Consider the following 23,478-nt stretch of genomic DNA (forward strand, 5'->3'; position numbering starts at 1 on the left):
GCAACAACAGAAGGGCGCAGCACCGCTGCGCCCCTACCCTCGCCTATCGGCTATCGGCTATCGGCTATCGGCTATCGCCTCTCGCCTGACACATCAAATCTGATCGAGATAATCCTTCAGCAACTTCCCCAGGCGAGGATGGCGCAACTTGCGCAAGGCCTTGACCTCGATCTGACGCACGCGCTCGCGAGTAACGCCGAACGCTTTCCCCACCTCTTCGAGCGTGCGCGGCTGACCGTCGAGGAGGCCATAGCGCAGCTCAAGCACTCGTCGTTCCCGCTCGCTAAGCTGACCAAGCGCCGCGACGATCTGCTGGCGCAGCATCCCGCTAGCCGCAGCATCATCGGCATCGAGCGCATGCGGATCGGGAATGAAATCGGCCAGCGTGCTATCGGCCTCCTCCCCGACCGGCGTTGCCAGCGATACCGGATCCTGCGCGGTGCGGCGCAGTTCGCGTAATTTCTCTTCGCTCATCCCAAGATGGCTGGCCAGCTCGGCGTCGGTTGGCTCGCGCCCAAGCGATTGCGTCAACTGACGACGCGCAGCCTGAATCCGGTTGAGTGTTTCACCCAAATGCACCGGCAGTCGCACTAACCGTGATTGATCGGCCAGCGCGCGCGATAATGCCTGCTTGATCCACCACGTCGCATAGGTGCTGAACTTATACCCTTTGGTGTGATCAAACTTCTCAATCGCGCGCAGCAGACCGAGGCTCCCTTCCTGAATCAGATCGAGCAATGGCAGCCCGCGATCGCGGTAGCGCTTGGCAATGCTCACCACTAAGCGCAGGTTGGCTGCTGCCATCTGCTGGCGTGCCTCATCACCCTGCGCCTTCTGCATGCGCAACCGGGCTGCTTCCGGACTGTCAGGCGGGAGCGTGGCCAGCTTGCGCTCGGCGGCCTGGCCGCGCTCAATCAACTGCGCCAGGCGCTTCTCTTGTTCGGCGGTGAGGAGCGGCACCTGCCCGATCTCACGCAAATAGAGCCGCACGCTGTCGCTCAGCAATGCATCCGACAACTCATCATCGAGATCGAGATCCATTGCTGCCGGAGTCAACGGCTCATCATCAAGGGCCGGTTCTTCCCCATCCTGCACTGGAATACCGGCCTCGGCTAACGCGGCATAAATGCTGTCGATCTGCTCGATCGACTCATCAGGATTGGGAACCAGCCGCTGGATTTCCTCAAATGTGACGAAGCCTCGCTGCCGTCCTTGCGCGATCAGTGCCTGCACATCGACAGTATTGATCGCCGGACTGGCGCGGTCGGTCTCGGGCTGGCTCTGCGTCATACTACTTCCTCGTCTGAGACCAAACAGGCACTGGCTACTGTGCGTTCCTTATTGTAGCACAAGCTGTTACCCGCGTAGGCCAAGAACGGAATGCGCAATCACGTTGCGCAAGATTTCTGAAGTCCCTTCGCCAATCGTGAGCAGGCGTGTATCACGGTAGAGGCGTTCTACCGGATACTCCTGGCTGTAGCCGTAGCCACCAAAAATCTGGATGGCGTCGCGGCAGATGCGCTCTGACGCCTCTGAGGCGAAGAGTTTGGCGATCGCCGCTTCGCGGGTATAGGGCTTGCCGGCGTCCTTCAACCGCGCGGCGCCGTAGACGAGCGCGCGCGATGCCGCCAGATCAACCGCCATGTTGGCAATCATGTTCGCTACCGATTGATGGGCGCCAATCGGTTTGCCAAAGGCGGTACGCTCGCGAGCATAGGCAACGGCAGCTTCGTATGCCGCTTGCGCCAATCCGATGGCCATCGCCCCGATCCCGATCCGGCCACCGTCAAGCACCTGCAAAAACTGAATAAAGCCGCGACCACGCTCACCTAATAGATTTTCGCGCGGAACTCGCACATCATCGAGCATGACCGCCGTGCTGACCGAGCCGCGCAATCCCATCTTCGGTTCATGCTTGCCAAAGCTTAAGCCTGGCGTGCCGCGCGGCACGATAAACGCGGAGATCCCCTTCTTGCCGAGTTCCGGATCGGTGACGGCAGTGACAATAATGTGACCGGCCAGCGGCGCGTTGGTAATCCACATCTTCTGCCCGTTGATGACCCACTCATCACCGACCAGGCGGGCCGTCGTGCGGGTGGCGCCGGCGTCCGAGCCTGCATGCGGTTCGGTCAGACCAAATGCAGCCAGATACTCACCCTTCGCTGCCGGAGTCAAAAAACGCCGCTTCTGCTCTTCGGTGCCGAACATCGCAATCGGTGCGCTGCCCAGCCCAATGTGGGCCGCATACGCTAGCGCCGTGCTACCACAGCAGCGCGCTACCTCCTCGATAGCAATCGCAGTGCTAACACTGTCGGCGCCGGCGCCGCCGTACTCTTCGGGAAAAGGCAATCCCATCAGGCCGAGTTGGGCCATCCTGGCGAAGGTTTCATGCGGAAACGCGCTGTGTTCATCGACGTAGCGCGCTTTCGGCGCAATCTCCTTTTCGGCAAATTCACGCACCGTCTGGCGGATCATTTCTTGCTCAGGCGTTAATTCAATTTCCATAACCTCTCCTCTTTCAGCTATGCGCCTCTTGCGCGCGCGACTCGGTATCGAACGTCAGCACCGGCACACCTTCCATCGTCTCGACCATCAGGTTGTCAACCACGGCCTTGAGGTCATTCGTTTCGGCAAACACCCGCAGTTGACGATCGGCGCTAGTGCCCTGATCGACGATGGTCAGCAGATATTCGACCTCTTTGCGCGAGCCGAGCATGTCAACGACATCATCGACCAGCTCGACAATCTCGTGTACCAGCGCCTTCGCTTCGACCTCTTTCCGCTTGCCGAAGTCGATTAACTTGCCATCGAGACCCCACCGTTGCGCGCGCCACTTGTTCTCGTTGATCAGCGCCCGCCGGTAGACGCGGAATGTGGTGTTCTCTTCAAACATGGTATAAAACTTGACGATCAGCGCCTGCATCGTTGCGGCCAGGGCCAGACACTCTTCCACTTTGGTGGCGATGTCACATACCCGGAATTCGAGTGTGCCGAAGAATGGATGCGGGCGCAGATCCCACCAGATCTTCTTGCCGTTATCGATGCAGCCGGTATTGACCAGCAACTGTACGTAGCGCTCAAACTCACTGGCAGAATGGAAGGTCGGAGGGATGCCGGTGCGCGGGAAGGTGCTGAAAATAACGCTACGGTACGACTTGAAACCGGTGTTACGACCCATCCAGAATGGCGACGAGGTGCTGAGCGCCAGCAGATGTGGGCAGATATAGCGGGCCACATTCATCAGCTCAATTGCAACCTCGTTATTCGGCATACCGACATGGCAGTGCATGCCAAAGATGAGCAGTTGCAAGGCGGCTTCCTGCATCTCACCCACCACCATGTGGTAGCGTTCGTCTGGCGTGATCTCCTGCTGCATCCATGACGAGAATGGATGCGTGCCGGCGGCAACGATCCGCAGGTTATGGCGAGCGGCGAGACCGGCAATCGCCCCGCGCAAGCGGGTAATCTCGGCCCGCGCTTCGCTAATCGTGCGGCAGGGACGGGTGCCGACCTCGACGATGCTTTGGTGCATTTCCGGCTTAATCTGTTCACGCAAAATAGTGCGTCCCGGTTCCAGGATTTGGGTAATGTAGCTGCGTAACTCGCGCGTTTCTGGATCGACGATCTGATACTCCTCTTCGATCCCGATTGTAAACGCAAAATCAGCGTCGTTGGGGTTATAAACGCTCACCGCGCACTCCTCACGAACAATTGGATGGGTTTATTAACGGTATTTGTATTATATCGCGTCTTGTCGATCTTGGGTGTGGTGAGCGTTGCCGTTAACCGGCCATGCGCCGACGCCAGCGTTCGCGCAGCATCGCGATGGCATTCCGCTGGTAATAGAGCCATTCGATCAGCAGCACAATCAGGGCAACCAGCGCCAGCCAGCGCCAGATCTCCTGGCGACCGTCGCGTTCGCGAGCGACGGTGCTCTGCGCGCCGCTGAGCTGGGGAATAGTGAGATCGCGCTGCGGTGTGATCTGCGATTCGTTGGGCGCGAATAGATTGATGGCAAAGCGGCGGCTGGCGATCACCTCGTTGCCGCGCCGCTCTTCCAGCGTGTAGATACCGGGTAAATCGGTGTCGGTGTAAAATGTTTGGTTAGCCTGGAGCTGTACCTGCCCGTCACGCGAGCTTACGACCCGACCATCAGGGCGAATCACTCGCACCTCTTCAATGCTGCTGTCTACCGGCGCTACAATCGGTTGACCGGTGGTCAATTGCATACTGCTCATTGGCAAGAGGTACTCAATCATGTTCGAGAGCAGCAGTGGAAAGGCAATGTTCAATGGCAGATCGGACAGATGCAGGTCAAACGCCAGTACCACAATCCGGCGTCCTTCCCGTTCGCCGGCCAGCAAAAGCGGGCCGCCATCGCTGTCAACGATCACCCGCGCCCACGAACCGGGTACAAGCCGCGGCGCGCGCAGAATGTTGATGTCGGTCAGGCGGACATTGCGCAAAAGCGGATCTTCGAACGCTACCGGACGCACGAGTGGGAAATCGACCTCGCCGGTGATCGTAAACAGTTCAGTGCTCCGGATGGGGCCAATGAAGAGTACATTGCCGGGTGGTAGCTCTGTCGGCGTGACCCCATCGAAGATAGTGAGCGGTACCTCGGCGGCGCTTTCGCTAAATGTCAGCGTCGTGCTGGGAACGCGCGTCACTTCGAGGCCGGGCAAGAGTGAAAGACCCGTCTCGAGGAAGCGGTTACCGTCACTCACCAGTCTGACACGCACCGTTTCGCGCTGTGGACTGACCGCATAAGCGCGATCATCAACCGGCAAGTCGTCGCCGTTCTCCTGCAACCGCGCTTCGACTACACCTACCGTCGCCGGAATGGTTTCGGTCAGGCTCCGCTCCCGTCCGGGATCGATCGATAGATCGACTGCATTCGAGAGCACGCCGTCGTAGTAGAGCAGCAGCCGGCGGGTGACCGGGTTGGGGCTGTAGTTGATCGCCTGCACGAACAGGGTCTGTTCAATGGGGCCGGGCTGGAGCGCAATCGCGTTGATCGCAACGTTGTCTGACGAGCGCCCAATCGGGAAGTAGCGTACCCGCGCCGGCACCCGGATGCCATCGGGAATCGTGACATTACCATCCGAAATGATAGCCACTTCGCTATCAGGCTCGCGCGCGGCCAGCGCCGAGGCCAGCGTCAGCGCCTGAGACAGATCGGATTGTCCGCTGTAGCTGGGCTGAATCGCCTCAATGACCCGGCGTAATTCGCGTCGGTCGCTTGATGACGCAATCGGCGCCTCCATCGGGCCGCCGATGGTGATCACCGTTGCCCGTCCATTGTCTGGCATTTGATCGATCAGCGCCAGGGCCTGGCGGCGCGCTGCTTCCAACCGATTCGGCATTTCATCGGTAGCAAGCATACTGGTGGAGCGATCAAAAATAATGATCAGGTTCGTTCCGCTGATGCCGGTTACCGACAAGAAGGGACGGGCCAGCGCTAACACCAGCAGTAGCATAAGCAGCAACTGCAAGAGCAAGAGCAGATTGCGGCGCAGCTTCTGCCAGGGCGCGTTGGCTTCAATATCGCGCACCATGCGCTGCCAGAGAAAGGTTGACGAGATGACTCGCTCTTCCCGGCGCAGCTTTAGCAAATACATTGCGACGATGATCGGACCAACAATCGCTGCGCCGATGAGCGCTAATGGAGCGAGGAATGACATAGCGCTACCGTTTTTCGTTTATTCTGAACCTGTCTGCGCGAGAGCATCTACTCGTGTCAACCGCTGATCTCCCCAGAGCGGTTTTGCGCTGCGGTAAGCGCAAAGGGTGGCGCGCCGCGACGTATCAGATCGCGCAATTCAACCAGCGCGGCGCGCAGCGCGGCATCGGTTGCCGGTTCAGCCTGCGCCAGGCCACGCGCTGCATACTCTTCACAATCGGTTATTGTGATGCGCTCGCGGTCGGCGCTGACGATCAGGTCGATCTCAAGATCTTCGGTCTCGATCACCTGGTTGTCAATCCGGGCCGGACGGGCCAGATTGCAGTACCATCCCCGTGTCACGCCATCGGGACGCTGCACGCGGAAGATATTGTACCAGCGGTTATCGTAAAACGTCTCGATCATGACATCGCCCGGCTCAATGCTAAACAGACCGAGATCAACCCGGCCCAGTTGCCAGATGGCCTGTACCGTCACACTATGCCCATCGCGGGTGAGCACGGTAGCCGGATAACGGACAATCTGGCCTTTTCCCGGTTTGAGCAGGCGTACTTCAATCATCGGATGACACCGGCTCGTCGTAACTGCCCAAACACAAACTCTTCAATCGGTTCGGCGGTATTGACCGGCACGTAGCGCATACCGCGCCCGCTACAAAATGCCTCAATCTCGCCCTGCCAGGCCCGCAGCGATTCGCGGTAGCGTTCCAGCACATCGAGATCGGCGCTGATCTCGACCGCCGGGCCACCCTCGCTATCGACCAATCGAATATCGCCTTCGATCGGTGGATCGATCTCTTGCGGCGCCAGCACGTGCATCACCGTAATCTCGAAAGGTCGCGAACTCAGCGCGCGCAGCGCCTCGCGCCAGCCTGGATCGAACAGATCGGAACAGAGCAGCAGCGGCCCGGCACTGCGTGCCGTCTGGATATAGTTGCGACAGAATTGTGTCAGATTGGCGCTGCTGCCGGCTTCCAGCCGCTGCAAAAACTCAAAGAGAGCCACCGCGCCGCGTTTACCGCGCGCGCCGGCGAGCGCTGCCGATCTGCCGCCAAACGCAGTAACACTCACCCGATCCAGGTTGCTCAGCGCAATATAGCCAAAGGCTGCCGCAATCTGGCGAGCATAATGCAATTTTTCCGGTTCGCCCCAGGCCATACTGCGACTGGTATCGACCAGGAGATGAACGTTCAACTCCTCCTCAGCCACGAACAGCTTCAGATAGAAGCGTTCAGCGCGGGCGTAGAGATTCCAGTCAATCTGACGAATATCATCGCCGGCAGTATAGGGGCGGAAATCGGCAAATTCGACCGACGAGCCTCGTTTCGGGCTGCGCCGCTCGCCTTGCAGATCGCCGGCCATTGCTCGCCGGGTTTGCAATGCCAGACGGTCAAGCTTGCGCAGAAACGCAGCCGTGAGCAACGGCTCAGCCATCACTCCTCCTTGACCGCTTCCAGCACGCCTTTGACCACCTCATCGGCGCTCACGCCGTCGGCCTGAGCTTCAAAATTGAGCACCACGCGGTGACGCAGCGCCGGCAGCGCGGCCAGGCGTATATCGCCGAACGAAACGTTATAGCGGCCATCGAGCAGCGCCAAAATCTTGCCGGCCAGGATCAGAGTCTGCATGCCGCGCGGCGATGCGCCGTAGCGCACATAGTCTTTCGTCACTTTCGGCGAGTCTTTGTTCTCTGGGTGCGTTGCGGTAATGAGCCGCGCCGCGTAAGCCAACACGTGACTGGCAATCGGCACGGTGCGGGCCAGCTCCTGCATCTGGATAATTGTCTGGCCATCGGTGACATGGCGCGCTCCAGGTTGACGCGCGCTGGTGGTGCGCTGAGCAATCTCAACCAGCTCTGCCGTCGTCGGGAAGGCAACGTTAATCTTGAAAAAGAACCGGTCAAGCTGGGCTTCAGGCAACGGGTAGGTGCCTTCCATCTCGAGCGGATTCTGCGTCGCCAGCACGAAGAATGGGCGCGGCAGTTGGTGGATGGTCTTGGCGACCGTCACCGTGCGCTCTTGCATCGCCTCGAGCAGGGCCGATTGCGTTTTCGGCGTTGCCCGGTTGATCTCGTCAGCCAGCACCAGATTGGCGAAGATCGGCCCAGCCTCGAAGCGAAAGAATTTGTGCCCATGCGCATCCTCGCTAATCAGGGTAGTGCCAACAATATCCGCCGGCATCAGGTCAGGCGTGAACTGGATGCGCGAGAATTTGCAATCGATCACGTCGGCCAGCGCGCGCACCAGCGTGGTTTTGGCCAGGCCGGGAACGCCTTCGAGCAAGGCATTGCCGCCGGCGAGCAACGTAATGATCACCTGCCGAATCAGCTCATGCTGACCCACGATCACGCGGGAAATTTCAGCCTCTATTTGTTGGGCGCGTTGCCGAAACTCTTCCGGCGTAAGGGTGATCGCGGCTTCTGATGCGCCGGTCATGCTAATCCTCCTCCAGATGGCTCAGAAAATCGGTTGAATGCTTGCGTCAGACGACCTGCGCGTGTCACTCACGGTTCCAGGCGCGAGAAGTATTCACGCACGAGGTTTTGCAGGTAGATCGGCACGCTGCCGCGATCCAGCGCTTCGGTAGCCGCGCGCTGATATTCCGGGAAAACCTGCTCGTAGGGCACCAATGACGGATTATTCAGCCCGCTTTGCTGACCCTGGCCCGGTCGCACTTCGCTGCTGCCGCCGCTGCCCTGCTGTCCGGTGATCTGGTCAGGATTGCCGGTCTGACCGGATGGATTGAAGGGCTGATACACTGTGCCATCATTGGCGCCTTGCCCTTGCTGCGTGGCAGGCCGGTTGGGATCGACATTGCCCGGCGCGTTGCTCTGCTGCTGGCCGAGATTGTCAGCCGTCGAACCGCCACCCTGACCGGGCTGGCCCTGCTGGCCCTGACCGGGTTGCTGCCCCTGCTGGCCCTGACCGGGTTGCTGCCCCTGCTGGCCCTGACCCTGGCCTTGCTGGGACTGTTGCCCCTGCCCTTGCTGGCCTTGACCCTGGCCTTGCTGGGCTTGTTGCCCTTGCCCCTGCTGACCGGCCTGGGCAATCTGCTGCCGGGCCGCCTGCGTATTGCTAAGCGCCTGCTGCACAGCCTGTTGGTTGGCAGCGGCAGCCTGCGTGTTGCTTACCTGCTGGCTGGCCTGTTGCAGCGCTTCGGCAGCAGCCTGTAAATCGCCGCGTTCAAGCGCCTGCGCCGCATCTTGCAGCGCCTGCGCAGTTGTGGGATCGGTTGCGGCCAATTGCGCCGCCTGCTGACCCAGTTCCTGCGCCAGCGCTTCACGCTCGGCAGCGCTCATTTGCTCAAGGCTGGCCGCCAGATTTTCAAGCTGCTGGCGAAGCTGGTCAAGTGTGGGGCGTGGCGAGGTCGGATTGTTCGATAGCTGCTCGAGACGCCGCGCCAGTTGCTCTAATGCTGCCTGTTGCGCATCCACTTGTGGGTTGAGTTGCTGCCGAAGCCGCATTTCAGCCTGCGCCAGATCGGCCAGCGCCTCTTGCCGGTCGCCCGGGTTGCGCGCCAGCTCGGCCTGCAACTGCCGGAGGATCGCTTCTAGTTCGGCGCGCTGCTCTGGCGTCAGGTCTTGGCGCGAGGCTAGCTCCTCTTCGAGAGCCGCCAACTGCTGAGTAACCTCCTCTATCATCTCGGCCACGGCTGCGCGCTCGGCCAGAACCCGATTCATCGGATTGGGCAGCGTAAGCAGGGCCAGCGTCATCAGCGCTGGCACGAGCGCGATCAAGAGTGGTCGGCGTGGGAGCGCGAGCGGAATCTGACGCGGATGGAGCTGCGCTGCCAGCGCGCTTGCGTCGGCCTGCTGGTACGGCGCTAATGGCGTGTCGGCGCCCGTTTCGTGCAATTCAATCGCCGTAGAAAGTCGTTCGCGCAGACCAAGCAGCCGATCCACCCGTTGCGCAGCCCGACGGGGTGGCAATGGCTTCAAAACGGCAATCCCTATCATCACCAGCGCCCACAACGCAATCGGCGTTAGCGCCCACCAGCTCAAATTGGGAATCGGCGTTATCCATCCGGTTGCAGCGACAAGCGCGCTGCCGGTAAGCGCCATCCACAAGGTGCGACTGGCCAGCGCCAGGCCATCGTTGAGGCGGAGCTTCAGGCTAAGCGGGCGCAACTGCCGGCGTAAACTCTGATACATTGAGGGATTCGTCGTTTGCGTCATCTGCGTCATCGCCAGTCCTTCCTTGATTTGGCGGCAAGAGTATCGTACCACACTCTAGATGACGCTGCCACGCCGGTGTCAGTTCCGAGGATTGCGCCACAACACCGCCAGGAATATCCCGCCTTTACTCGCGCCGCCAGACGTGTCGCTCAACTACCTGTCGCACCAGTTCGCCACGCTCCCAGATTTCGACTACGCGCTGGCTAATAATTGTCGTCGTCACCGTAATCGGCTCGGTAACGGTCGGAACGGTAATCGGGTCTGCCGCGCCGGTAGTGATCGAATGTGCCGGAACCGTGGTGGCTGTGCCCATCCGGCGACGTAACCAGGCTTTGCCGGCTTCGAGCGCCAGCGTTGCCGCCCCAAGCGCCAGCGCGGCGCCAAGCTGGCGCATCTGCGCGGAAGAGAGCGGGAACTGACGCGGCGCTAACGCGCCAGGCTCTCGCGGAGCCAGGGCATCGGCGCCGGTGAGCGCTGCGCCGCATGCGCCGCAGTATCGGTTTTCGAGCGGATTGCCGTGGCGACAGGCTGGACAGATCCGTTCAACCATGACGATCTCCTTGTCGAATAGCATATCGCGCTGACCGGACAACGTTCCGGCCTGCCAGGAGGATACGTTCAGAGCGTATACTCATTATACCAATTCTTGCCGATGAAAGCAGTCAATGAGCGCAACAAAGGCGTGGCATTGCCACGCCTTGACTCGCCCCGTTACGTCAGGCAACGCGCGCAAACGCTATGTTCGCTTCCCAGCCGCCCGTTGTTCGGCGCGCGTTTGTTCCTGATACGGCACAAAACGGGCCAGAATGATGCCGACCTCATAGAGCAGATACATCGGCAACGCCAGCAGGATCAGGTTTATCGGATCGCCCGTTGGGGTGATAAATGCGGCAATAATCACGACTGCCACCAGCGCATACCGGCGGTAACGCCCTAACTGGCGGGCATTGGTCACGTTCAAATATGCCAGCACATAGATGATAATCGGCAATTCAAACACGATCCCGTTAATTAACAACAACATCGACACCGTTTCGAGAAAATCTGAGAGGGTCGGTTGAGTCTGGATCAACGGCGAGTCGGAAAAACCGACCAAAAACCGGATCGCGACCGGCGTCGTCACAAACCAGCCAAACGCAATTCCGGCTATAAAGAAGAAAGTGACGAACGGAAGAGCGCGAAAGATCAGGCGACGTTCGCTATCGGTCAGACCGGGGACGATGAAGGCCAGGATCTGATAGACGATCACCGGCATCGCCAGAATCACGCCAACCAGCAACGCCACCTTCATATAACTGGTGAATTGCTCGGTAGTGCCAACCGATTGAATCGGCGCAAAGCGATCGTTGATCGGGGCAAAATTCAGAATAAGCAGATCGATGAGCTTGATCGGGCCTTGCGGCCAGACCGCAACAAAACCCAATACCATCCCGATCAAGACAGCGATGCTGGCCTTGATAATCCGGCTCCGCAGTTCAATCAGATGTTCGATCAGCGTCATCGAAGCCTCATCGGCCTCGCGCGCTGGCGCCGGTTTGCTCGTCATGGCGTTATTGTCTCCTCTGGTGGTGCGGGGGCAGGTTTCGCGACCGGTTGCCAGTTGGCGTCAAGCAGGCCCCGCGCTTGCAATTGAAAGACAATCGCTTGAAGCTCACCTGTCAGCGCCGTGAGTCGCGCAAGTAGATCGTTCATCTCGGCAGGCGAGAGCGCGTCGGGTGTAACCGTGTCCGCGTCTGATGTCGCCCCATTGACCGGTGTATCCGGGTGACCGAACAGCATGCGATCTTCATCGGTAATCGGCTGGGGCACACCGGAAGCCGATGCTGGCAATGCCGGTGCAGGAGCCGCCGCCGGTATCGGCGCCTGCGCCGGCGGTCTGATAACCGGTTTAGGGGCCGGTTTGGCCTCGTCCAGCGCCGTAACAGCCGTTTGCCCGGCTTGACTGGCCTCGTCAAGCGCAGCCTGAGTTTGTTGCCCGAGCGTCTTCAATTCGTCGATAATCGTCTGCGCGTCATTGCGAAGATCGAGCTGATTGCGCGCGAGCGCCAGTTCGTCGCGCAACTGGGCAATCTCGCGCTCAAACTGGTTGCGCATCTCGGTAATCATTTGCAGTTCGGGCGACTGTTGCTGCCAGGCCAGAAACTTCGCCACCTGTTTGCCGGCGAGGCGACCGAGTTCCGGTAATCGTTCCGGGCCAAACAGTACCAGCGCCAGGCCGGCTATCAGGATCAATTCAGGCAGATGAACGTTGAAGATCTCCATACAACTCCGCGCGTTGCCGGTGATAGTATTCCGCTACTATCTTACCACAGCACACACAGCCACGCAGGTGGGGCAGCAGGTCGGTAGCGCGCGAGCGCGCGCAGCGTTGGAGTGGGGTAAGCAGCGTCAAACACGAGAGCGCCGGTCGGGCAGCGCCCTATCAACAGGCGCGAGCCTGTCATCTTGTTTCGTCGTTACAGCAGTTGGCGGAATGCTATGACACATCAAACGCGCCCGACGGCATGCCATCGGGCGCGCGCATCTGTCGCAATCAACAATATTTACTCGTTACTCTGATGCGTTTCGAGGTACTTCAGCGCATCGGCGACAGTCTGAATCTTTTCAGCCTCTTCATCGGGAATCTCAACGCCAAACTCCTCTTCAATTGACATAATAAGCTCGACCAGATCGAGCGAGTCAGCATTCAGATCCTTCGTAAATGACGCGCCCGGCACCACTTGCGCCTCATCGACGCCGAGCTGTTCGACAATAATCTTGCGCAGGCGCTCTTCCATCTCTGCCAGAGTCATATTGGTGGTATTCCTTCCTTTCAAAGACAGCTATTCCTCATCGTCGCGCCCGGCAAGGTAGCGGGTCACCACCGTGCCAAGCACGCCGTTCACAAACCGGCTTGAATTGTCGCTGCCGAACTGCTTGGCTAGCTCGACCGCCTCGTTAATCACCGCCTTCATCGGGGTCCGTTCCACTTCATCAATCAGAAGCTCAAACAGCGCAATCCGCAGCACCGCCTTGTCAACGCCGGGCATCTGGGCAACGGGCCAGTTTGGGGCTGCCTCTTCAATGATGCGATCGAGATACGAACGATGCTCCCACGCGCCAAAGACGAGCCGACGGAGAAACTCTGCGCTCTCGCGCGGCATCGGTTCATCGGCGAGCCGACGTTCGAGCACCTGATCGATTGCGTGATCGGTTTCATCAACCTCAAACAAGATTTGTAAAGCTGCGATTCGAACGCGATGCCGTTGACTTGCCAACCTCGCCCTCCCCATACGCATCCCGATTCCGGACTAGGCCGGGCTGAGCGTCTCCTTCCACTGGCGCAACAGTTCGGCAACATAGCCGGTGTGGATCCGTCCGGCCCGAAAGTCTGGGTCGTCAATCAGCGCCAACTGGAATGGGATGGTTGTCTTGATGCCAGTAATGACGCACTCATTGAGCGCCCGCCGCATGCGGTTGAGCGCTTCGTCGCGTGTGTCGCCAAAGGTAATAATCTTCGCCAGCAACGAGTCATAATTTCCGGGTGGTGTGTAGCCGGAATAGAGGTGCGAGTCGACTCGCACACCAGGGCCGCCGGGCGGCAGGTAAAATTCGACCTCACCGCTGGCCGGTAGAAAATCACGCTCCGGATCTTCGGCATTGATCCGGCATTCAATGGCGTGCCGGGCTATTTTAATGTCTTCCTGACGCAACGTCAAGCGTTCGCCGCTCGCGATGAGCAACTGCCAGCGCACAAGATCGACGCCGGTTACCTGTTCGGTCACCGGATGCTCGACCTGAATCCGGGTGTTCATTTCGATGAAGTAGTAATTGCCATCTTCATCGAGCAAGAATTCAAGGGTGCCGGCGTTGACATAACCAATCGATTTGATGCCGCGCACAGCATCTGCGCCCATGCGCGCCCGCAACTCAGGCGTTACCACCGGCGACGGCGCCTCTTCGACAATCTTTTGATGGCGACGTTGCGCCGAGCAGTCGCGCTCGCCCAGGTGAATGGCGTGGCCATACTTGTCGGCCAGGACCTGAATCTCAACGTGGCGAACGCGGGTCAGGTACTTCTCAAGCAAGAGGGCGCCGTTGCCGAAGGCCGCTTCCGCTTCGGCGCGAGCGGTCGGGTACGCGCGTTGCAGATCGGCTTCATCATAGGCCACCCGCATCCCACGCCCGCCACCGCCACCGGAAGGTTTCAGCAACACCGGGTAGCCGATCTGGCGCGCGACATCGAGCGCTTCATCGAGCGAACGCACCTCGCCATCGGAACCGGGCACGGTGGGCACGCCGGCTTTACGCATCGTCTCGCGACCGATGGCCTTGTCACCCATCAACCGAATCGGTTCGGGGGGTGGGCCGATGAAGGTCAGGTTGCAATCGGCGCACATTTCGGCGAAATACGGGTTTTCGGAAAGGAAGCCGTAGCCGGGATGCACCGCATCGCAGCCGGAGATCAGCGCAGCGCTAATCAGGGCCGGCGCATTAAGGTACGATTTGGCCGGCGGCGGCGGCCCAATACAAACTGCTTCATCGGCCAGTCGCACTGCCAGCGAATCGCGGTCAGCCGTACTGTACGCAGCAACGGTGCGAATCCCCAATTCCTGGCAGGCCCGAATGATACGCACGGCAATTTCGCCGCGGTTGGCTACTAACACTTTGCGAATCATCAGGACATCACCATCCCGCCGTCGATCGTCAGCGTTTGTCCGCTGATGTATCCACCGGCATCAGAGGCCAGAAAACACACCAGTCCTGCCACTTCGGTCGGTTGGCCAAACCGACCGAGCGGGATCGTTGCCAGAATGGCTTTGCGCGTCTCTTCGCTCAGCCCGTCGGTCATCTCGGTCTCGATAAAGCCGGGCGCAATCGCGTTCACCGTGATGCCGCGACTGGCCATCTCGCGCGCAGTCGATTTGGTAAAGCCGATGATCCCGGCTTTGGCTGCGGCGTAATTGGCCTGCCCGGCGTTGCCGATCAACCCAATCACCGAGGCGATATTGATAATCCGTCCAAAGCGCTGCCTGGTCATCGGGCGCAACACGGCGCGAGTGCAGAGAAATACGCCGCGGAGATTGGTTGCGATCACCTCGTCAAAATCGCTCTCCTTCATGCGGAGCAGCAGGGTATCGCGGGTGATGCCGGCATTGTTGACCAGAATGTCGATCCGGCCAAACTGTTCCAGCGTTGTCTTCACCAGGTGTTCGACATCATCGACCTGGCTGACATCGCCCCGAATGGCAATAGCCTTGCCGCCGGCAGCGGTAATGGCGGCAACAGTCGCTTCCGCTGCGGCCTCATTGCCGCGATAATTGACCACAACCGTTGCGCCGCTACCGGCCAGCCGTTCGGCAATGGCGCGGCCAATGCCACGGCTTCCGCCGGTGATAATCGCAACGCGCCCGCTCAGATCAAGCAGCATGGCTCGTTATCCCTCCGCCATTGCAAACAGTGTCTTCCCATCGATAATCAGCACATTACGCCGCCCGCTGGCCGCTTTCACCGTATCGGGGGTGAACTCGGTTGACGTAATGACTAACCCCTTCGGAATTCCGCTGCGCTTCATATCTTGCAACAAGCTCTCAAGCGTGCCGGGTCGCACCTTGTCGGCGACCGACAGGCGCAGCAGATAGGTGACGCCTTCGTAGGTCAGCGTCAGATCGAGGTGCTTATCTTTGTCGATGAAGCGATAGTCCTGGAACTCAAACCCCTTCTTGCGGAAGAGATTGAGCACATACGATCCGAACTGAGGGAGCGACAATCCCTGCAAATCTTCCAGCGTGCGCACCACGCCGGGCCGTTCGAGCCGACCGCCGCGTTCGGCAATCTCCTTTTGCAACTGCCGGTTGCGCTCTTCAGCCCGGCCCGACATCACCGTGCCAAAGGCGGGGAAGGGAATTAAGGCAAACGCCGAGAAGATAAAATAGATGGTGATGAGATCAATCAGGGTCGCCGGAGCTGCCGGCTGCTCGGGATCGAGCTGAATGACCGGCATCGGCGCGATGCCACTCTCGCCGGCCAATCCGTAACCGGTCATGATCGCCAATCCAAAGGCAAACGTTACCAATCCTAAAGCCAGGCCATTGGCCAGGTACTCGCCGCGCACCTTTCGCCCCAGGTAGATGCCGGCCATCACCGGCACCACGCCGGCCAAAATCTGCAAGATGTTGTTCGCCAGGAACAGCGAACACCAGGCGATGGCCGTAATCAGGGCAACCAGCAGCACTTGTGTCCATTCAATTGCGCGAATCGCCTGGACGATGCGCTGCCAGAACGTTGGTTTGGTCGGTTGTTGAGACACCGGTTGTGGTGTCGTCTCGATACTCATAGTGCCGCGTTCCTCTGCTGTCTCAGGTTTATGGACGGCCATTGCGCTCACCCTCGTGGTTATCGCCGACCAGGCCGGTCGTTGCGTGATTGCGCATGCTGTCGCGTTCGAGCAACTCATCGACCGCTTCGCGCAGCTTGCCGATGTCGGCAAAAGCGCGATAGACGGAGGCGAAGCGGATGTACGCGACTTCATCGAGATCGCGTAACCGGCGCATCACGGCATCGCCAATGGCCTGTGAGCTGATCTCCTGTTCGTCAGTGGCCATGACCATCGCTTCAACATCGTTCACCAGTTGCTCGATGGCATCGGCCGGCACGGGACGGCGGTAGCACGCCGTTCGCACACCACGAGCAATCTTCTCACGGTCATAGGGTTCGCGCGTGCCATCCTTTTTGATCACCATCAGACTGACCGATTCAATCCGTTCATAGGTGGTAAAACGCCGGCTACAGGCGCGACACTTGCGTCGACGCCGGATCACCTCACCCTCATAGAGCTTGCGGGTGTCAATGACATCGGTCTCTTGAAAATGGCAGAATGGACATCGCATGAACGACGCGCGCTCCTTCATCCGTGTTTATCAGGCATTATAGCACACGCTCATGCCGCTCTGATCTGCGCGTCGCGCCCAAAGCTGCGACGGAGCAAGCCGCTTCGCCGCGAGGCTTCCCAGATTTCGACATGGGCATCGCCGTCGGCGATGACGTCAATCGTGATCGTCTCGCCGATTTGCACCTGCACATCGCGCACGATCTGACTCTTGCTCCGTTCAAGATATTCGGCCAGGCGTAACATGGCGCTCAAACGAGCGATGCGCGTTTCGTCATCGGGAGTGAGAATCGAAGCATACGGCGCCAGATCGCCCCATCCTTTGCGATGGTTGCGCACCAGGCTGGCGATGATGACAATTTCGCGATGGCTGAAGCCGAGCAGGGTGGCGTTGTGGATCAGATATTCGCCGTGCTTGTGGTGGTCATAGTAGCCGACACTGATCCCGATGTCGTGCAGGATGGCGGCATAGCCGAGCAGTTCGCGTTCCCACGCGCCGTAGCCGTGCAGAGGAGCTAACTGATCGAAGAGCGACTGGCTGATATGGGCAACGCGAGCGCAATGTTCGGGTTCGTAATGGGTGAGGCGAGCGAGATTGAGCACACTGAACTGGCGCGGATTGTCTAGCAGTGGCTGAGGCTGATCGGCGAGAAAGTACTGGTAGAAGATGCCTTCACGCACACCCTGACCGCTGACCAGCAAACCCGGAAACCCACCCCGATCGAGCAGCGCGGCGATGATAATCGCGCCGGCGAGAGTGACATCGGCCCGCTCCTCTTTCATGCCGGGAATCTGCAACCGCTCGCGACGCGACCGCCGCGCCAGCTCGTCGATGATGCGTTCGATGGCCTCGCGGCTGAGCCAGTAGCCATGCACGCGCTCGAGTGGATAGCCGCGCTGTTTCTGGTCGATCCGGGCCAGTTGCCGCGCGGTGCCGCCCATGCCACCCAGGTGACCGCGCGCCAGGTCGGGCAACCAGTCGAGTGGCGCAAAGGCGGCGCGGGCCGCTTCTCGCAGGCGGCGCAGGTCGGCGCGGCTGATCGGATCACTTTGCGCAAACTGTTCGGTGAAGCGCACGACTCCAGCCTGCACTGAAAAGCTGCGCGTGAGGGCGCGATCGGCGACTGCCATGACCTGCGTCGAGCCGCCGCCGGTATCAAAGAGCGCGCCGGTCTGGATCGGCAGGGCATTGATTGCGCCAAGGTACCCAAAGTAGGCCTCTTCTTCCGCCGAGATGATCCGCAGCTCAAGCGGGGTGGCGGCGCGCAACGCCGCCCAAAACTCTGCCTGATTGGCCGCTTCGCGAATGGCGCTGGTGCCCACAGCGATCACCTGATCGACGCCGGTGGCCAGGCACAGCGAGTAGAACATCCGCAACGCCTCGACCGCCCGTCGAATCGGCACTGGTTGTAACATGCGTGATGGGCCAATGCCTTCGGCGAGACGCACCGTCTCGCTGACCTCATCGATGAGGCGGAAGCAGCGTTTTGGTTCATAGGCCATCACGATCAGGCGGGTGGTGTTTGAACCGAGATCAATTACGCCGAGTTTTTTCATAAGATTGATCCTGCCGATTGCTGTTGCGGCGCCGGATAGCGCCTTGCCGTGATTATGAGGTGTTGCGCCGGGGCTGTCAAATACCGTCCGCGCCGCGCCGGGGCTGCTACCTGTTACTCTAAACGGTACAATCAACTATGTTCGGAGCTGCTATTGGGTGGTGAAGCTATGGCGCGCGCGATTGCGTTGGCAATGCAAAAAGGAGGCGTAGGCAAGACGACGACCGCGCTCAACCTTGGCGTCATGCTGGCCACGCGGGGCCGGCGCGTCTTGCTGGTCGATCTCGATCCACAGGCCAACCTCACACAGGGGTTAGGCATCGATCCAGGCGCGCTTGAGTATAGCGTCTACGAAGTGCTCCTTAATCCCGATCACGGCAGCGCCTTCGCCACCCGCCAGGTCAGCGAGCGGCTCGATGTCATTCCGGCCTCGCTCGATCTCGCTGGCGCCGAACTCGAACTGGCGGGCCGGGTCGGGCGTGAATTGCTGTTGCGCAAGGCGTTACGCGCCGCCCAAAGTCAATACGATTATATCTTACTCGATCCGCCGCCGAGTCTGGGGTTATTTGCCCTCAATGCGCTGGCTGCCGCCGAATGGGTGCTGGTGCCGCTGCAATTGCACGCCTACGCTTTGCGCGCGCTGCCGGCCCTCGAGGCGACGATCGAGCTGGTGCGCGAGATCAATCCACCATTGCGGATCGGCGGCATCGTCTGCACGATGGCCGACCGGCGCACCAGCCTGAGCCATCAGATCGAGCAGCAGGCGCGCGCGAAGTATGGCGATCTGGTCTTCACAACGGTCATTCCCTTCAACATTCGGCTGGCCGAAGCGCCGGCGGCGGGTCAGTCGATTGCCGCGTTTGCTCCGCATAGCGCCGGCGCTCAGGCCTATGCTGCGCTGGCTGCCGAACTGGAGGAACGGTATGGCAGATGAGACGAATAATCCGATTCGACGCGGGCGCGGATTGCGCATCACCGCGCCGCCGGGCGCGCCGGATGAAGCGGTTGCGCCGGCGCCGGACAACGCCACGATCGCGCGCGGCCAGGGATTGCGCCTGTCGATAGCGGCTGGTGACATTCGGACGACAACGATCAAAACGGCGAATGGCCTCGTTCACTACAGGCGAATTGGGGAAGGGCCGCCGCTGATCGCCGTCCATGGCGTGGGCGCTTCGAGCCGGTTGTGGCGCGATGTCCTGCCGGGGCTGGCCGACCTGCGCGCCTGTTACGCTCTCGATCTGCCCGGTTGCGGCGCGTCGCCGGCGCGGGGAGCGGCGCCAACTCTGGCGACCCTGGCTGATGAGGTGATCGCGTTTGCCGATGCGCTCGGACTGCGCCGCTTCGATCTCATCGGGCATGCGCTCGGCGCTGGCGTGGCGGCGGTGGTGGCGGCTACCCGACCGGCGCGCGTCAACCGTCTGATCCTGTTCAATTTCGGGGCGCGCGCCGCCACTCCAGATGGATTGGCGCTGGCGCTGTCGCGCGCGCCGCTCGATGTCTTCCTCGGTCTGGCGCGACCATTCCTGAATTCATGGGCCGGTTGGGCGCTCAACGCCCCCGTTGCCGGTCAGCTCATGGCCGCATGGCTGCTGGCCGGGCCGCCTGCCGATCCGGCGCTCTGGGATGCTTATCTCGCCGATCACGCCCGCGCCGATGCTCGCATGTACATTACGATGCAGACGATGGCGACCGATCCACTCTTGAAACGTCACCTGGCTCACATCGTTACCCCGACGTGGGTGATCGGCGGTCAGGAGGATCGCATTATTCGCCCTGCGGATGTACGGGCTGCCGCTGCCTTGATCGCGCGCGCAACCGTTGAACTGATCCCCGGCTGCGGCCATCTACCCCCGGTTGAGCATCCAACAAGCTGCCGGCAGTTGGCGCGCGCCGCGCTGGAGACTGCCTGATCACACCAATCCAGGCGCGCTTCCCGTAACGCGGTAGAGACAACAACACTCTGCCGCGTTGTGCTTTCCCCGCGCAGCCATCGGGCAAGGGGCAATGCCTTCCATCCACTACTCCCGCCTGTTGGCATTTCGTTTTTCTCAAAACCATCTTGACAATCGCTTATCGGCGTGCTATAGTTCGCTTAACCGATTAACCGCTTAAACGTTTAACGGCGGAGTAAGGGCTGTGCCGACAATCAAAGATGTCGCGCGCCGCGCGCAAGTCTCAACCGCAACCGTCTCGTATGTGCTCAACGGCACTGGCGTCGTCAGCGACGCCACCCGCGAGCGCGTGCTGGCCGCCGTCGCCGAGCTTGGCTATCAGCCCAACCACAGCGCCCGCGCCCTGCGCACCCGCTCCCACACCATCGGCGTCGTCGCGCCCGGCATTGCCGGGCGACTGGCCGATCCGGATACCGCCGAAATCCTGGCCGGCCTCAGCGAAGCGGCCACCCTCGCCGGTTACTGCCTCTTGATCGCCGCCCCTTCCGACGGCGAGAGCGAAGGCGATCTCGATCTGCGCCTGGCCCGCAGCGGTCGGGTCGATGGTCTCATCCTCTTTGATTTGCGAGCGCATGACGAACGACCGGCGCGCCTGGCGGCGGCTCAGGTGCCGGCTATCGCGATCGGCGCTCCAGTAGCCGGCATTGACTGCCCGGTCATCGGCTTCGATCTGCGCGCCGGCGCCGAACAGGCAACGCAGCACCTGATCCGTCTCGGTCATCGCCGCATCGCCCTGATTGCAACGCTCTCTGATCTCGCTGTCAGCGAACCGTTCTACGCCGGTTATGCCGCCGCGCTGCACGCTGCTGGAATCCGCCGCGAAGCGGCCCTGGTTGTCGAGGCCGGCGCCAGCGAGGACGATGGCATGAACGCCATGCACGAGCTGCTGTCAACGCGGCATCCGCCGACGGCAGTCATTGCGGCAACCGATACCCTCGCCTTCGGCGCGTTGCACGCCTTGCGCGACGCCGGTTATAGCGCCGGCGTCGATCTGTCGATTGTCGGCTGCGGCGATCTACCCCTGGCCGCGCATATCTATCCGCCGCTCACCACCCTGCGCGCGCCCCGCCGCGAGCTGGGCGCCACCCTGGCCCGGCATCTCATCGCGCTCATCGAGCGCCGCGCCGTGCCTGCCGTCACGCTCTTGCCCTTGCGCCTGATCGTTCGTCACTCCACCGCCGCGCCGCCGCGCGTGGCCGGGTGAAAAAGTATATCGGCAAATAACGAAGGAGAGTTTGCAAATGGCTTCAATCAAGTATGACCACGTGTGGAAGCGGTTCGGCGAAGTGACCGTGCTGAAAAACCTCGACCTCGACATCGCCGACGGCGAGTTCCTCGTGCTGGTTGGCCCGTCGGGATGCGGTAAATCTACCGCTCTGCGCTGTCTGGCTGGCCTGGAAGAAGTGACTGAAGGCCGCATCTTCATCGGCGACCGCGATGTGACCGATATTCCGCCCAAAGATCGCGACATCGCGATGGTCTTCCAGTCGTATGCGCTCTACCCGCATATGAGCGTCTACGACAATATGGCCTTTGGTCTCAAGCTGCGCCGCGTGCCCAAGGCCGAGATCGACCGCCGGGTGAAGGAAGCCGCCGAAATGCTCAGCATTGCCCACCTGCTCGACCGCAAGCCCAAGGCGCTGTCGGGTGGTCAGCGCCAGCGCGTGGCGCTGGGCCGCGCAATCGTGCGCGATCCCGCCGTCTTCTTGATGGACGAACCGCTCTCGAACCTTGACGCCAAGCTGCGCGTGCAGACCCGCGCCGAGATTAGCAAGCTCCACCAGCGCCTCAAGACCACCTTCATCTATGTGACCCACGATCAGACCGAGGCGATGACGATGGGTTCGCGCATCGCCGTGATGCGTGACGGCATTTTGCAGCAGATCGATACGCCCCAGAACCTCTACGACCACCCGGCCAACATGTTCGTGGCCGGCTTCATCGGCAGCCCGGCCATGAACTTCTTTGAGGCCCGCCTTGAGCGCACCGATGGCGGCGTGAGCGTTGTCGTTGGCAAAGAGTTTGTCCTGCCGGTGCCGGCCAGCAAGCTCGACCACGTGAGCAGCCACATCGGCAAGAGTGTCTACTTCGGGATCCGCCCCGAAGACCTGCACGATGCCCACTACGTGCCGCGTGGCGTCGATGAGCGGGCCAAAGTGCGGGCGGCGGTAAACGTGGTTGAACCGATGGGCGCCGAAATCTACGCCTACGTCGAGAATAGCGGCAAAGAGTTCATCGGTCGCTTTGACCCGCGCTCAGATGCGCGCACCGGCCACACGATCGACGTGGTCTTCGACATGGAAAAGATGCATATCTTCGACCGCGAGACCGAGAAGGCGTTGACATAATCTCGATCATCAGGGAACGGCAAATGGGGTGAATCCTGCCGGGTTCACCCCGTTTGTGTTGGATGTTTGTCTGGCGGGAAGTAAAGTGGGAAGAGCGGTGATCGCGGCAGTATGCTGGCTTCCTCACCCCATCAGGTTCATCTTCGTGCCTTCGCGCCTTTGTGGTGTATCATCCTGCGATCTGAGAAGTCAGCTCTTCCCCTCCACCCTGACCTGCACCACGACAGGCGTTGTCGGCGTGACCTGCCCGACCAGCGCCGGATCGACCGCGAGCAGGCGCTCGAGCAGCTCATCGGGGGTGATCGCCGGATCGGACACCTCAACCTGCGCATTTCCAAGCTGGACGGTGATATTCACCAATGGCAGTGAAGCGGGCGATGGAGTCGGCGGCGGGCGTTTCATCCGTTCGGCCAACGCGCTGACAATCGGCGTCGCAAGGCCGATCAGGGCCAGTATCACCTCTTTGTGGTTGGCCAGGCCCTGCGCAAACTGGCGGGCAATCTCGTAGACATCGCCGCCCATCGCGCCGGTGTACACCGGTTGGGCAACGAGACCGCGCGCGCGCAGATCGGCCAGCGCCGCATCGGCGACAGCGCTGACGCTCGCCGGGTCTGGTCGCGTCGGGTCAGCGCCGACAAATTCGAGCCGGACGGTGAGATGGTCAGTCATTCGAACCTCCTTGCGCTGCCGCGCGTTGCAGTTCTGCCAGCCGCCGATGCAACCATGGACTCCAGCGACGGCGCAGCGCAGCACGCGCCGCGTGAATCGGCGACCAGCGCCGCAGCCATGGCCAGCAGAGACCGATCAGGCCGACACCGCTCGCGATTGCGTAGGACGCTGTCGCATCAGCCAGCGGGCCGAGGGGAGCAAGAATCAACAACCCAATCAGCAAACCGAT

The 23,478-nt window shown here is 60.8% G+C and carries 25 protein-coding genes; 4 read left to right on the forward strand and 21 right to left on the reverse strand.

Annotation, left to right across the window (positions count from 1 at the left end):
- Positions 1-93: 93 nt before the first annotated feature.
- The 19 genes from rpoD to Q0650_RS00220 all read right to left on the reverse strand — a co-directional run bounded on the left by rpoD (position 94) and on the right by Q0650_RS00220 (position 18,281).
- Positions 94-1,290, reverse strand: coding sequence for an RNA polymerase sigma factor RpoD (rpoD, locus tag Q0650_RS00130; RefSeq protein ID WP_298814413.1), 1,197 nt, complete (start codon positions 1,288-1,290; stop codon positions 94-96).
- A gap of 66 nt (positions 1,291-1,356) precedes the next feature.
- Positions 1,357-2,505: an acyl-CoA dehydrogenase gene (locus Q0650_RS00135; protein ID WP_298814416.1), complete on the reverse strand. Its 1,149-nt coding sequence runs from the start codon at positions 2,503-2,505 to the stop codon at positions 1,357-1,359.
- Positions 2,506-2,518: 13 nt separating this feature from the next.
- Positions 2,519-3,691 carry a carboxylate-amine ligase gene (locus Q0650_RS00140; protein ID WP_298814419.1) on the reverse strand — a complete coding sequence of 391 codons (1,173 nt, stop codon included), beginning with the start codon at positions 3,689-3,691 and terminating at the stop codon, positions 2,519-2,521.
- 91 nt (positions 3,692-3,782) lie between these two features.
- On the reverse strand, positions 3,783-5,684 hold the full coding sequence (locus tag Q0650_RS00145) for a BatA and WFA domain-containing protein (RefSeq protein ID WP_298814422.1): 1,902 nt from the start codon (positions 5,682-5,684) through the stop codon (positions 3,783-3,785).
- A 56-nt stretch (positions 5,685-5,740) separates the two neighbouring features.
- On the reverse strand, positions 5,741-6,244 hold the full coding sequence (locus Q0650_RS00150; protein WP_298814425.1) for a DUF402 domain-containing protein: 504 nt from the start codon (positions 6,242-6,244) through the stop codon (positions 5,741-5,743).
- Entirely contained in the window at positions 6,241-7,116 is an 876-nt protein-coding gene (locus tag Q0650_RS00155) for a DUF58 domain-containing protein (protein WP_298814428.1), read from the reverse strand. The genes Q0650_RS00150 and Q0650_RS00155 overlap by 4 nt, the downstream gene beginning before the upstream one ends.
- On the reverse strand, positions 7,116-8,117 hold the full coding sequence (locus Q0650_RS00160) for a MoxR family ATPase (protein ID WP_298814431.1): 1,002 nt from the start codon (positions 8,115-8,117) through the stop codon (positions 7,116-7,118). Before Q0650_RS00160 ends, Q0650_RS00155 begins: the two co-directional genes overlap by 1 nt.
- Positions 8,118-8,185: 68 nt before the next feature.
- Positions 8,186-9,865 carry a hypothetical protein gene (locus tag Q0650_RS00165; RefSeq protein WP_298814434.1) on the reverse strand — a complete coding sequence of 560 codons (1,680 nt, stop codon included), beginning with the start codon at positions 9,863-9,865 and terminating at the stop codon, positions 8,186-8,188.
- Between the two features lie 115 nt (positions 9,866-9,980).
- Positions 9,981-10,406 (reverse strand): zinc ribbon domain-containing protein, encoded by a 426-nt coding sequence (locus tag Q0650_RS00170; RefSeq protein WP_298814436.1) that lies wholly within the window; start codon positions 10,404-10,406, stop codon positions 9,981-9,983.
- 186 nt (positions 10,407-10,592) lie between these two features.
- Complete coding sequence (gene tatC / locus Q0650_RS00175) at positions 10,593-11,402, reverse strand: twin-arginine translocase subunit TatC (RefSeq protein WP_298814440.1); 810 nt, start codon at positions 11,400-11,402, stop codon at positions 10,593-10,595.
- Complete coding sequence (locus Q0650_RS00180; protein ID WP_298814443.1) at positions 11,399-12,118, reverse strand: twin-arginine translocase TatA/TatE family subunit; 720 nt, start codon at positions 12,116-12,118, stop codon at positions 11,399-11,401. The genes tatC and Q0650_RS00180 overlap by 4 nt, the downstream gene beginning before the upstream one ends.
- 41 nt (positions 12,119-12,159) lie before the next feature.
- Positions 12,160-12,300 (reverse strand): hypothetical protein, encoded by a 141-nt coding sequence (locus Q0650_RS00185; protein ID WP_298814446.1) that lies wholly within the window; start codon positions 12,298-12,300, stop codon positions 12,160-12,162.
- 99 nt (positions 12,301-12,399) lie between these two features.
- Complete coding sequence (locus tag Q0650_RS00190; RefSeq protein ID WP_298814450.1) at positions 12,400-12,648, reverse strand: acyl carrier protein; 249 nt, start codon at positions 12,646-12,648, stop codon at positions 12,400-12,402.
- A 30-nt stretch (positions 12,649-12,678) separates the two neighbouring features.
- On the reverse strand, positions 12,679-13,128 hold the full coding sequence (nusB, locus tag Q0650_RS00195; RefSeq protein ID WP_298814452.1) for a transcription antitermination factor NusB: 450 nt from the start codon (positions 13,126-13,128) through the stop codon (positions 12,679-12,681).
- A gap of 18 nt (positions 13,129-13,146) precedes the next feature.
- On the reverse strand, positions 13,147-14,514 hold the full coding sequence (gene accC, locus Q0650_RS00200; RefSeq protein WP_298814454.1) for an acetyl-CoA carboxylase biotin carboxylase subunit: 1,368 nt from the start codon (positions 14,512-14,514) through the stop codon (positions 13,147-13,149).
- Complete coding sequence (gene fabG, locus Q0650_RS00205; protein WP_298814456.1) at positions 14,514-15,266, reverse strand: 3-oxoacyl-[acyl-carrier-protein] reductase; 753 nt, start codon at positions 15,264-15,266, stop codon at positions 14,514-14,516. The genes accC and fabG overlap by 1 nt, the downstream gene beginning before the upstream one ends.
- Positions 15,267-15,272: 6 nt before the next feature.
- Entirely contained in the window at positions 15,273-16,172 is a 900-nt protein-coding gene (locus Q0650_RS00210; protein ID WP_298814458.1) for a restriction endonuclease, read from the reverse strand.
- Positions 16,173-16,200: 28 nt separating this feature from the next.
- Complete coding sequence (gene nrdR / locus Q0650_RS00215; protein ID WP_298814460.1) at positions 16,201-16,725, reverse strand: transcriptional regulator NrdR; 525 nt, start codon at positions 16,723-16,725, stop codon at positions 16,201-16,203.
- Positions 16,726-16,775: 50 nt separating this feature from the next.
- Positions 16,776-18,281, reverse strand: coding sequence for a Ppx/GppA phosphatase family protein (locus tag Q0650_RS00220; protein WP_298814466.1), 1,506 nt, complete (start codon positions 18,279-18,281; stop codon positions 16,776-16,778).
- A 168-nt stretch (positions 18,282-18,449) separates the two neighbouring features.
- Between Q0650_RS00220 and Q0650_RS00225 the strand changes: the two genes are divergently transcribed.
- The 4 genes from Q0650_RS00225 to Q0650_RS00240 all read left to right on the forward strand — a co-directional run bounded on the left by Q0650_RS00225 (position 18,450) and on the right by Q0650_RS00240 (position 22,580).
- Positions 18,450-19,214, forward strand: coding sequence for a ParA family protein (locus Q0650_RS00225; RefSeq protein ID WP_298814470.1), 765 nt, complete (start codon positions 18,450-18,452; stop codon positions 19,212-19,214).
- The gene (locus Q0650_RS00230) at positions 19,204-20,190 is read left to right on the forward strand and encodes an alpha/beta fold hydrolase (RefSeq protein ID WP_298814472.1); all 987 of its coding nucleotides are present in this window, start codon (positions 19,204-19,206) and stop codon (positions 20,188-20,190) included. The genes Q0650_RS00225 and Q0650_RS00230 overlap by 11 nt, the downstream gene beginning before the upstream one ends.
- A 226-nt stretch (positions 20,191-20,416) precedes the next feature.
- A complete protein-coding gene (locus Q0650_RS00235; RefSeq protein WP_298814474.1) occupies positions 20,417-21,436 on the forward strand; it encodes a LacI family DNA-binding transcriptional regulator in 1,020 nt (339 codons plus the stop codon).
- Between the two features lie 37 nt (positions 21,437-21,473).
- The gene (locus Q0650_RS00240; protein WP_298814476.1) at positions 21,474-22,580 is read left to right on the forward strand and encodes an ABC transporter ATP-binding protein; all 1,107 of its coding nucleotides are present in this window, start codon (positions 21,474-21,476) and stop codon (positions 22,578-22,580) included.
- Positions 22,581-22,769: 189 nt separating this feature from the next.
- Here the strand turns inward: Q0650_RS00240 and Q0650_RS00245 are convergent, their stop codons facing one another.
- Together Q0650_RS00245 and Q0650_RS00250 are read right to left on the reverse strand one after the other, a co-directional pair.
- Entirely contained in the window at positions 22,770-23,249 is a 480-nt protein-coding gene (locus Q0650_RS00245; protein WP_298814479.1) for a hypothetical protein, read from the reverse strand.
- Positions 23,242-23,478: hypothetical protein (locus Q0650_RS00250; RefSeq protein WP_298814481.1), on the reverse strand; the 237-nt coding region annotated here is incomplete at its 5' end. The genes Q0650_RS00245 and Q0650_RS00250, both read right to left, overlap by 8 nt.

It is taken from the genome of uncultured Chloroflexus sp., from assembly GCF_937129525.1.
Classification (GTDB): domain Bacteria; phylum Chloroflexota; class Chloroflexia; order Chloroflexales; family Chloroflexaceae; genus Chloroflexus.

Excerpts from the sequence above, each read along its gene's own strand:
- rpoD (WP_298814413.1), bottom strand. The coding sequence starts at position 1,290 with ATGACGCAGAGCCAGCCCGAGACCGACCGCGCCAGTCCGGCGATCAAT.
- Q0650_RS00135 (WP_298814416.1), bottom strand. The coding sequence starts at position 2,505 with ATGGAAATTGAATTAACGCCTGAGCAAGAAATGATCCGCCAGACGGTG.
- Q0650_RS00145 (WP_298814422.1), bottom strand. The coding sequence starts at position 5,684 with ATGTCATTCCTCGCTCCATTAGCGCTCATCGGCGCAGCGATTGTTGGT.
- Q0650_RS00150 (WP_298814425.1), bottom strand. The coding sequence starts at position 6,244 with ATGATTGAAGTACGCCTGCTCAAACCGGGAAAAGGCCAGATTGTCCGT.
- Q0650_RS00155 (WP_298814428.1), bottom strand. The coding sequence starts at position 7,116 with ATGGCTGAGCCGTTGCTCACGGCTGCGTTTCTGCGCAAGCTTGACCGT.
- Q0650_RS00160 (WP_298814431.1), bottom strand. The coding sequence starts at position 8,117 with ATGACCGGCGCATCAGAAGCCGCGATCACCCTTACGCCGGAAGAGTTT.
- Q0650_RS00165 (WP_298814434.1), bottom strand. The coding sequence starts at position 9,865 with ATGACGCAGATGACGCAAACGACGAATCCCTCAATGTATCAGAGTTTA.
- Q0650_RS00170 (WP_298814436.1), bottom strand. The coding sequence starts at position 10,406 with ATGGTTGAACGGATCTGTCCAGCCTGTCGCCACGGCAATCCGCTCGAA.
- tatC (WP_298814440.1), bottom strand. The coding sequence starts at position 11,402 with ATGACGAGCAAACCGGCGCCAGCGCGCGAGGCCGATGAGGCTTCGATG.
- Q0650_RS00180 (WP_298814443.1), bottom strand. The coding sequence starts at position 12,118 with ATGGAGATCTTCAACGTTCATCTGCCTGAATTGATCCTGATAGCCGGC.
- Q0650_RS00185 (WP_298814446.1), bottom strand. The coding sequence starts at position 12,300 with ATGACAGGCTCGCGCCTGTTGATAGGGCGCTGCCCGACCGGCGCTCTC.
- Q0650_RS00190 (WP_298814450.1), bottom strand. The coding sequence starts at position 12,648 with ATGACTCTGGCAGAGATGGAAGAGCGCCTGCGCAAGATTATTGTCGAA.
- nusB (WP_298814452.1), bottom strand. The coding sequence starts at position 13,128 with ATGGGGAGGGCGAGGTTGGCAAGTCAACGGCATCGCGTTCGAATCGCA.
- accC (WP_298814454.1), bottom strand. The coding sequence starts at position 14,514 with ATGATTCGCAAAGTGTTAGTAGCCAACCGCGGCGAAATTGCCGTGCGT.
- fabG (WP_298814456.1), bottom strand. The coding sequence starts at position 15,266 with ATGCTGCTTGATCTGAGCGGGCGCGTTGCGATTATCACCGGCGGAAGC.
- Q0650_RS00210 (WP_298814458.1), bottom strand. The coding sequence starts at position 16,172 with ATGAGTATCGAGACGACACCACAACCGGTGTCTCAACAACCGACCAAA.
- nrdR (WP_298814460.1), bottom strand. The coding sequence starts at position 16,725 with ATGCGATGTCCATTCTGCCATTTTCAAGAGACCGATGTCATTGACACC.
- Q0650_RS00220 (WP_298814466.1), bottom strand. The coding sequence starts at position 18,281 with ATGAAAAAACTCGGCGTAATTGATCTCGGTTCAAACACCACCCGCCTG.
- Q0650_RS00225 (WP_298814470.1), top strand. The coding sequence starts at position 18,450 with ATGGCGCGCGCGATTGCGTTGGCAATGCAAAAAGGAGGCGTAGGCAAG.
- Q0650_RS00230 (WP_298814472.1), top strand. The coding sequence starts at position 19,204 with ATGGCAGATGAGACGAATAATCCGATTCGACGCGGGCGCGGATTGCGC.
- Q0650_RS00240 (WP_298814476.1), top strand. The coding sequence starts at position 21,474 with ATGGCTTCAATCAAGTATGACCACGTGTGGAAGCGGTTCGGCGAAGTG.
- Q0650_RS00245 (WP_298814479.1), bottom strand. The coding sequence starts at position 23,249 with ATGACTGACCATCTCACCGTCCGGCTCGAATTTGTCGGCGCTGACCCG.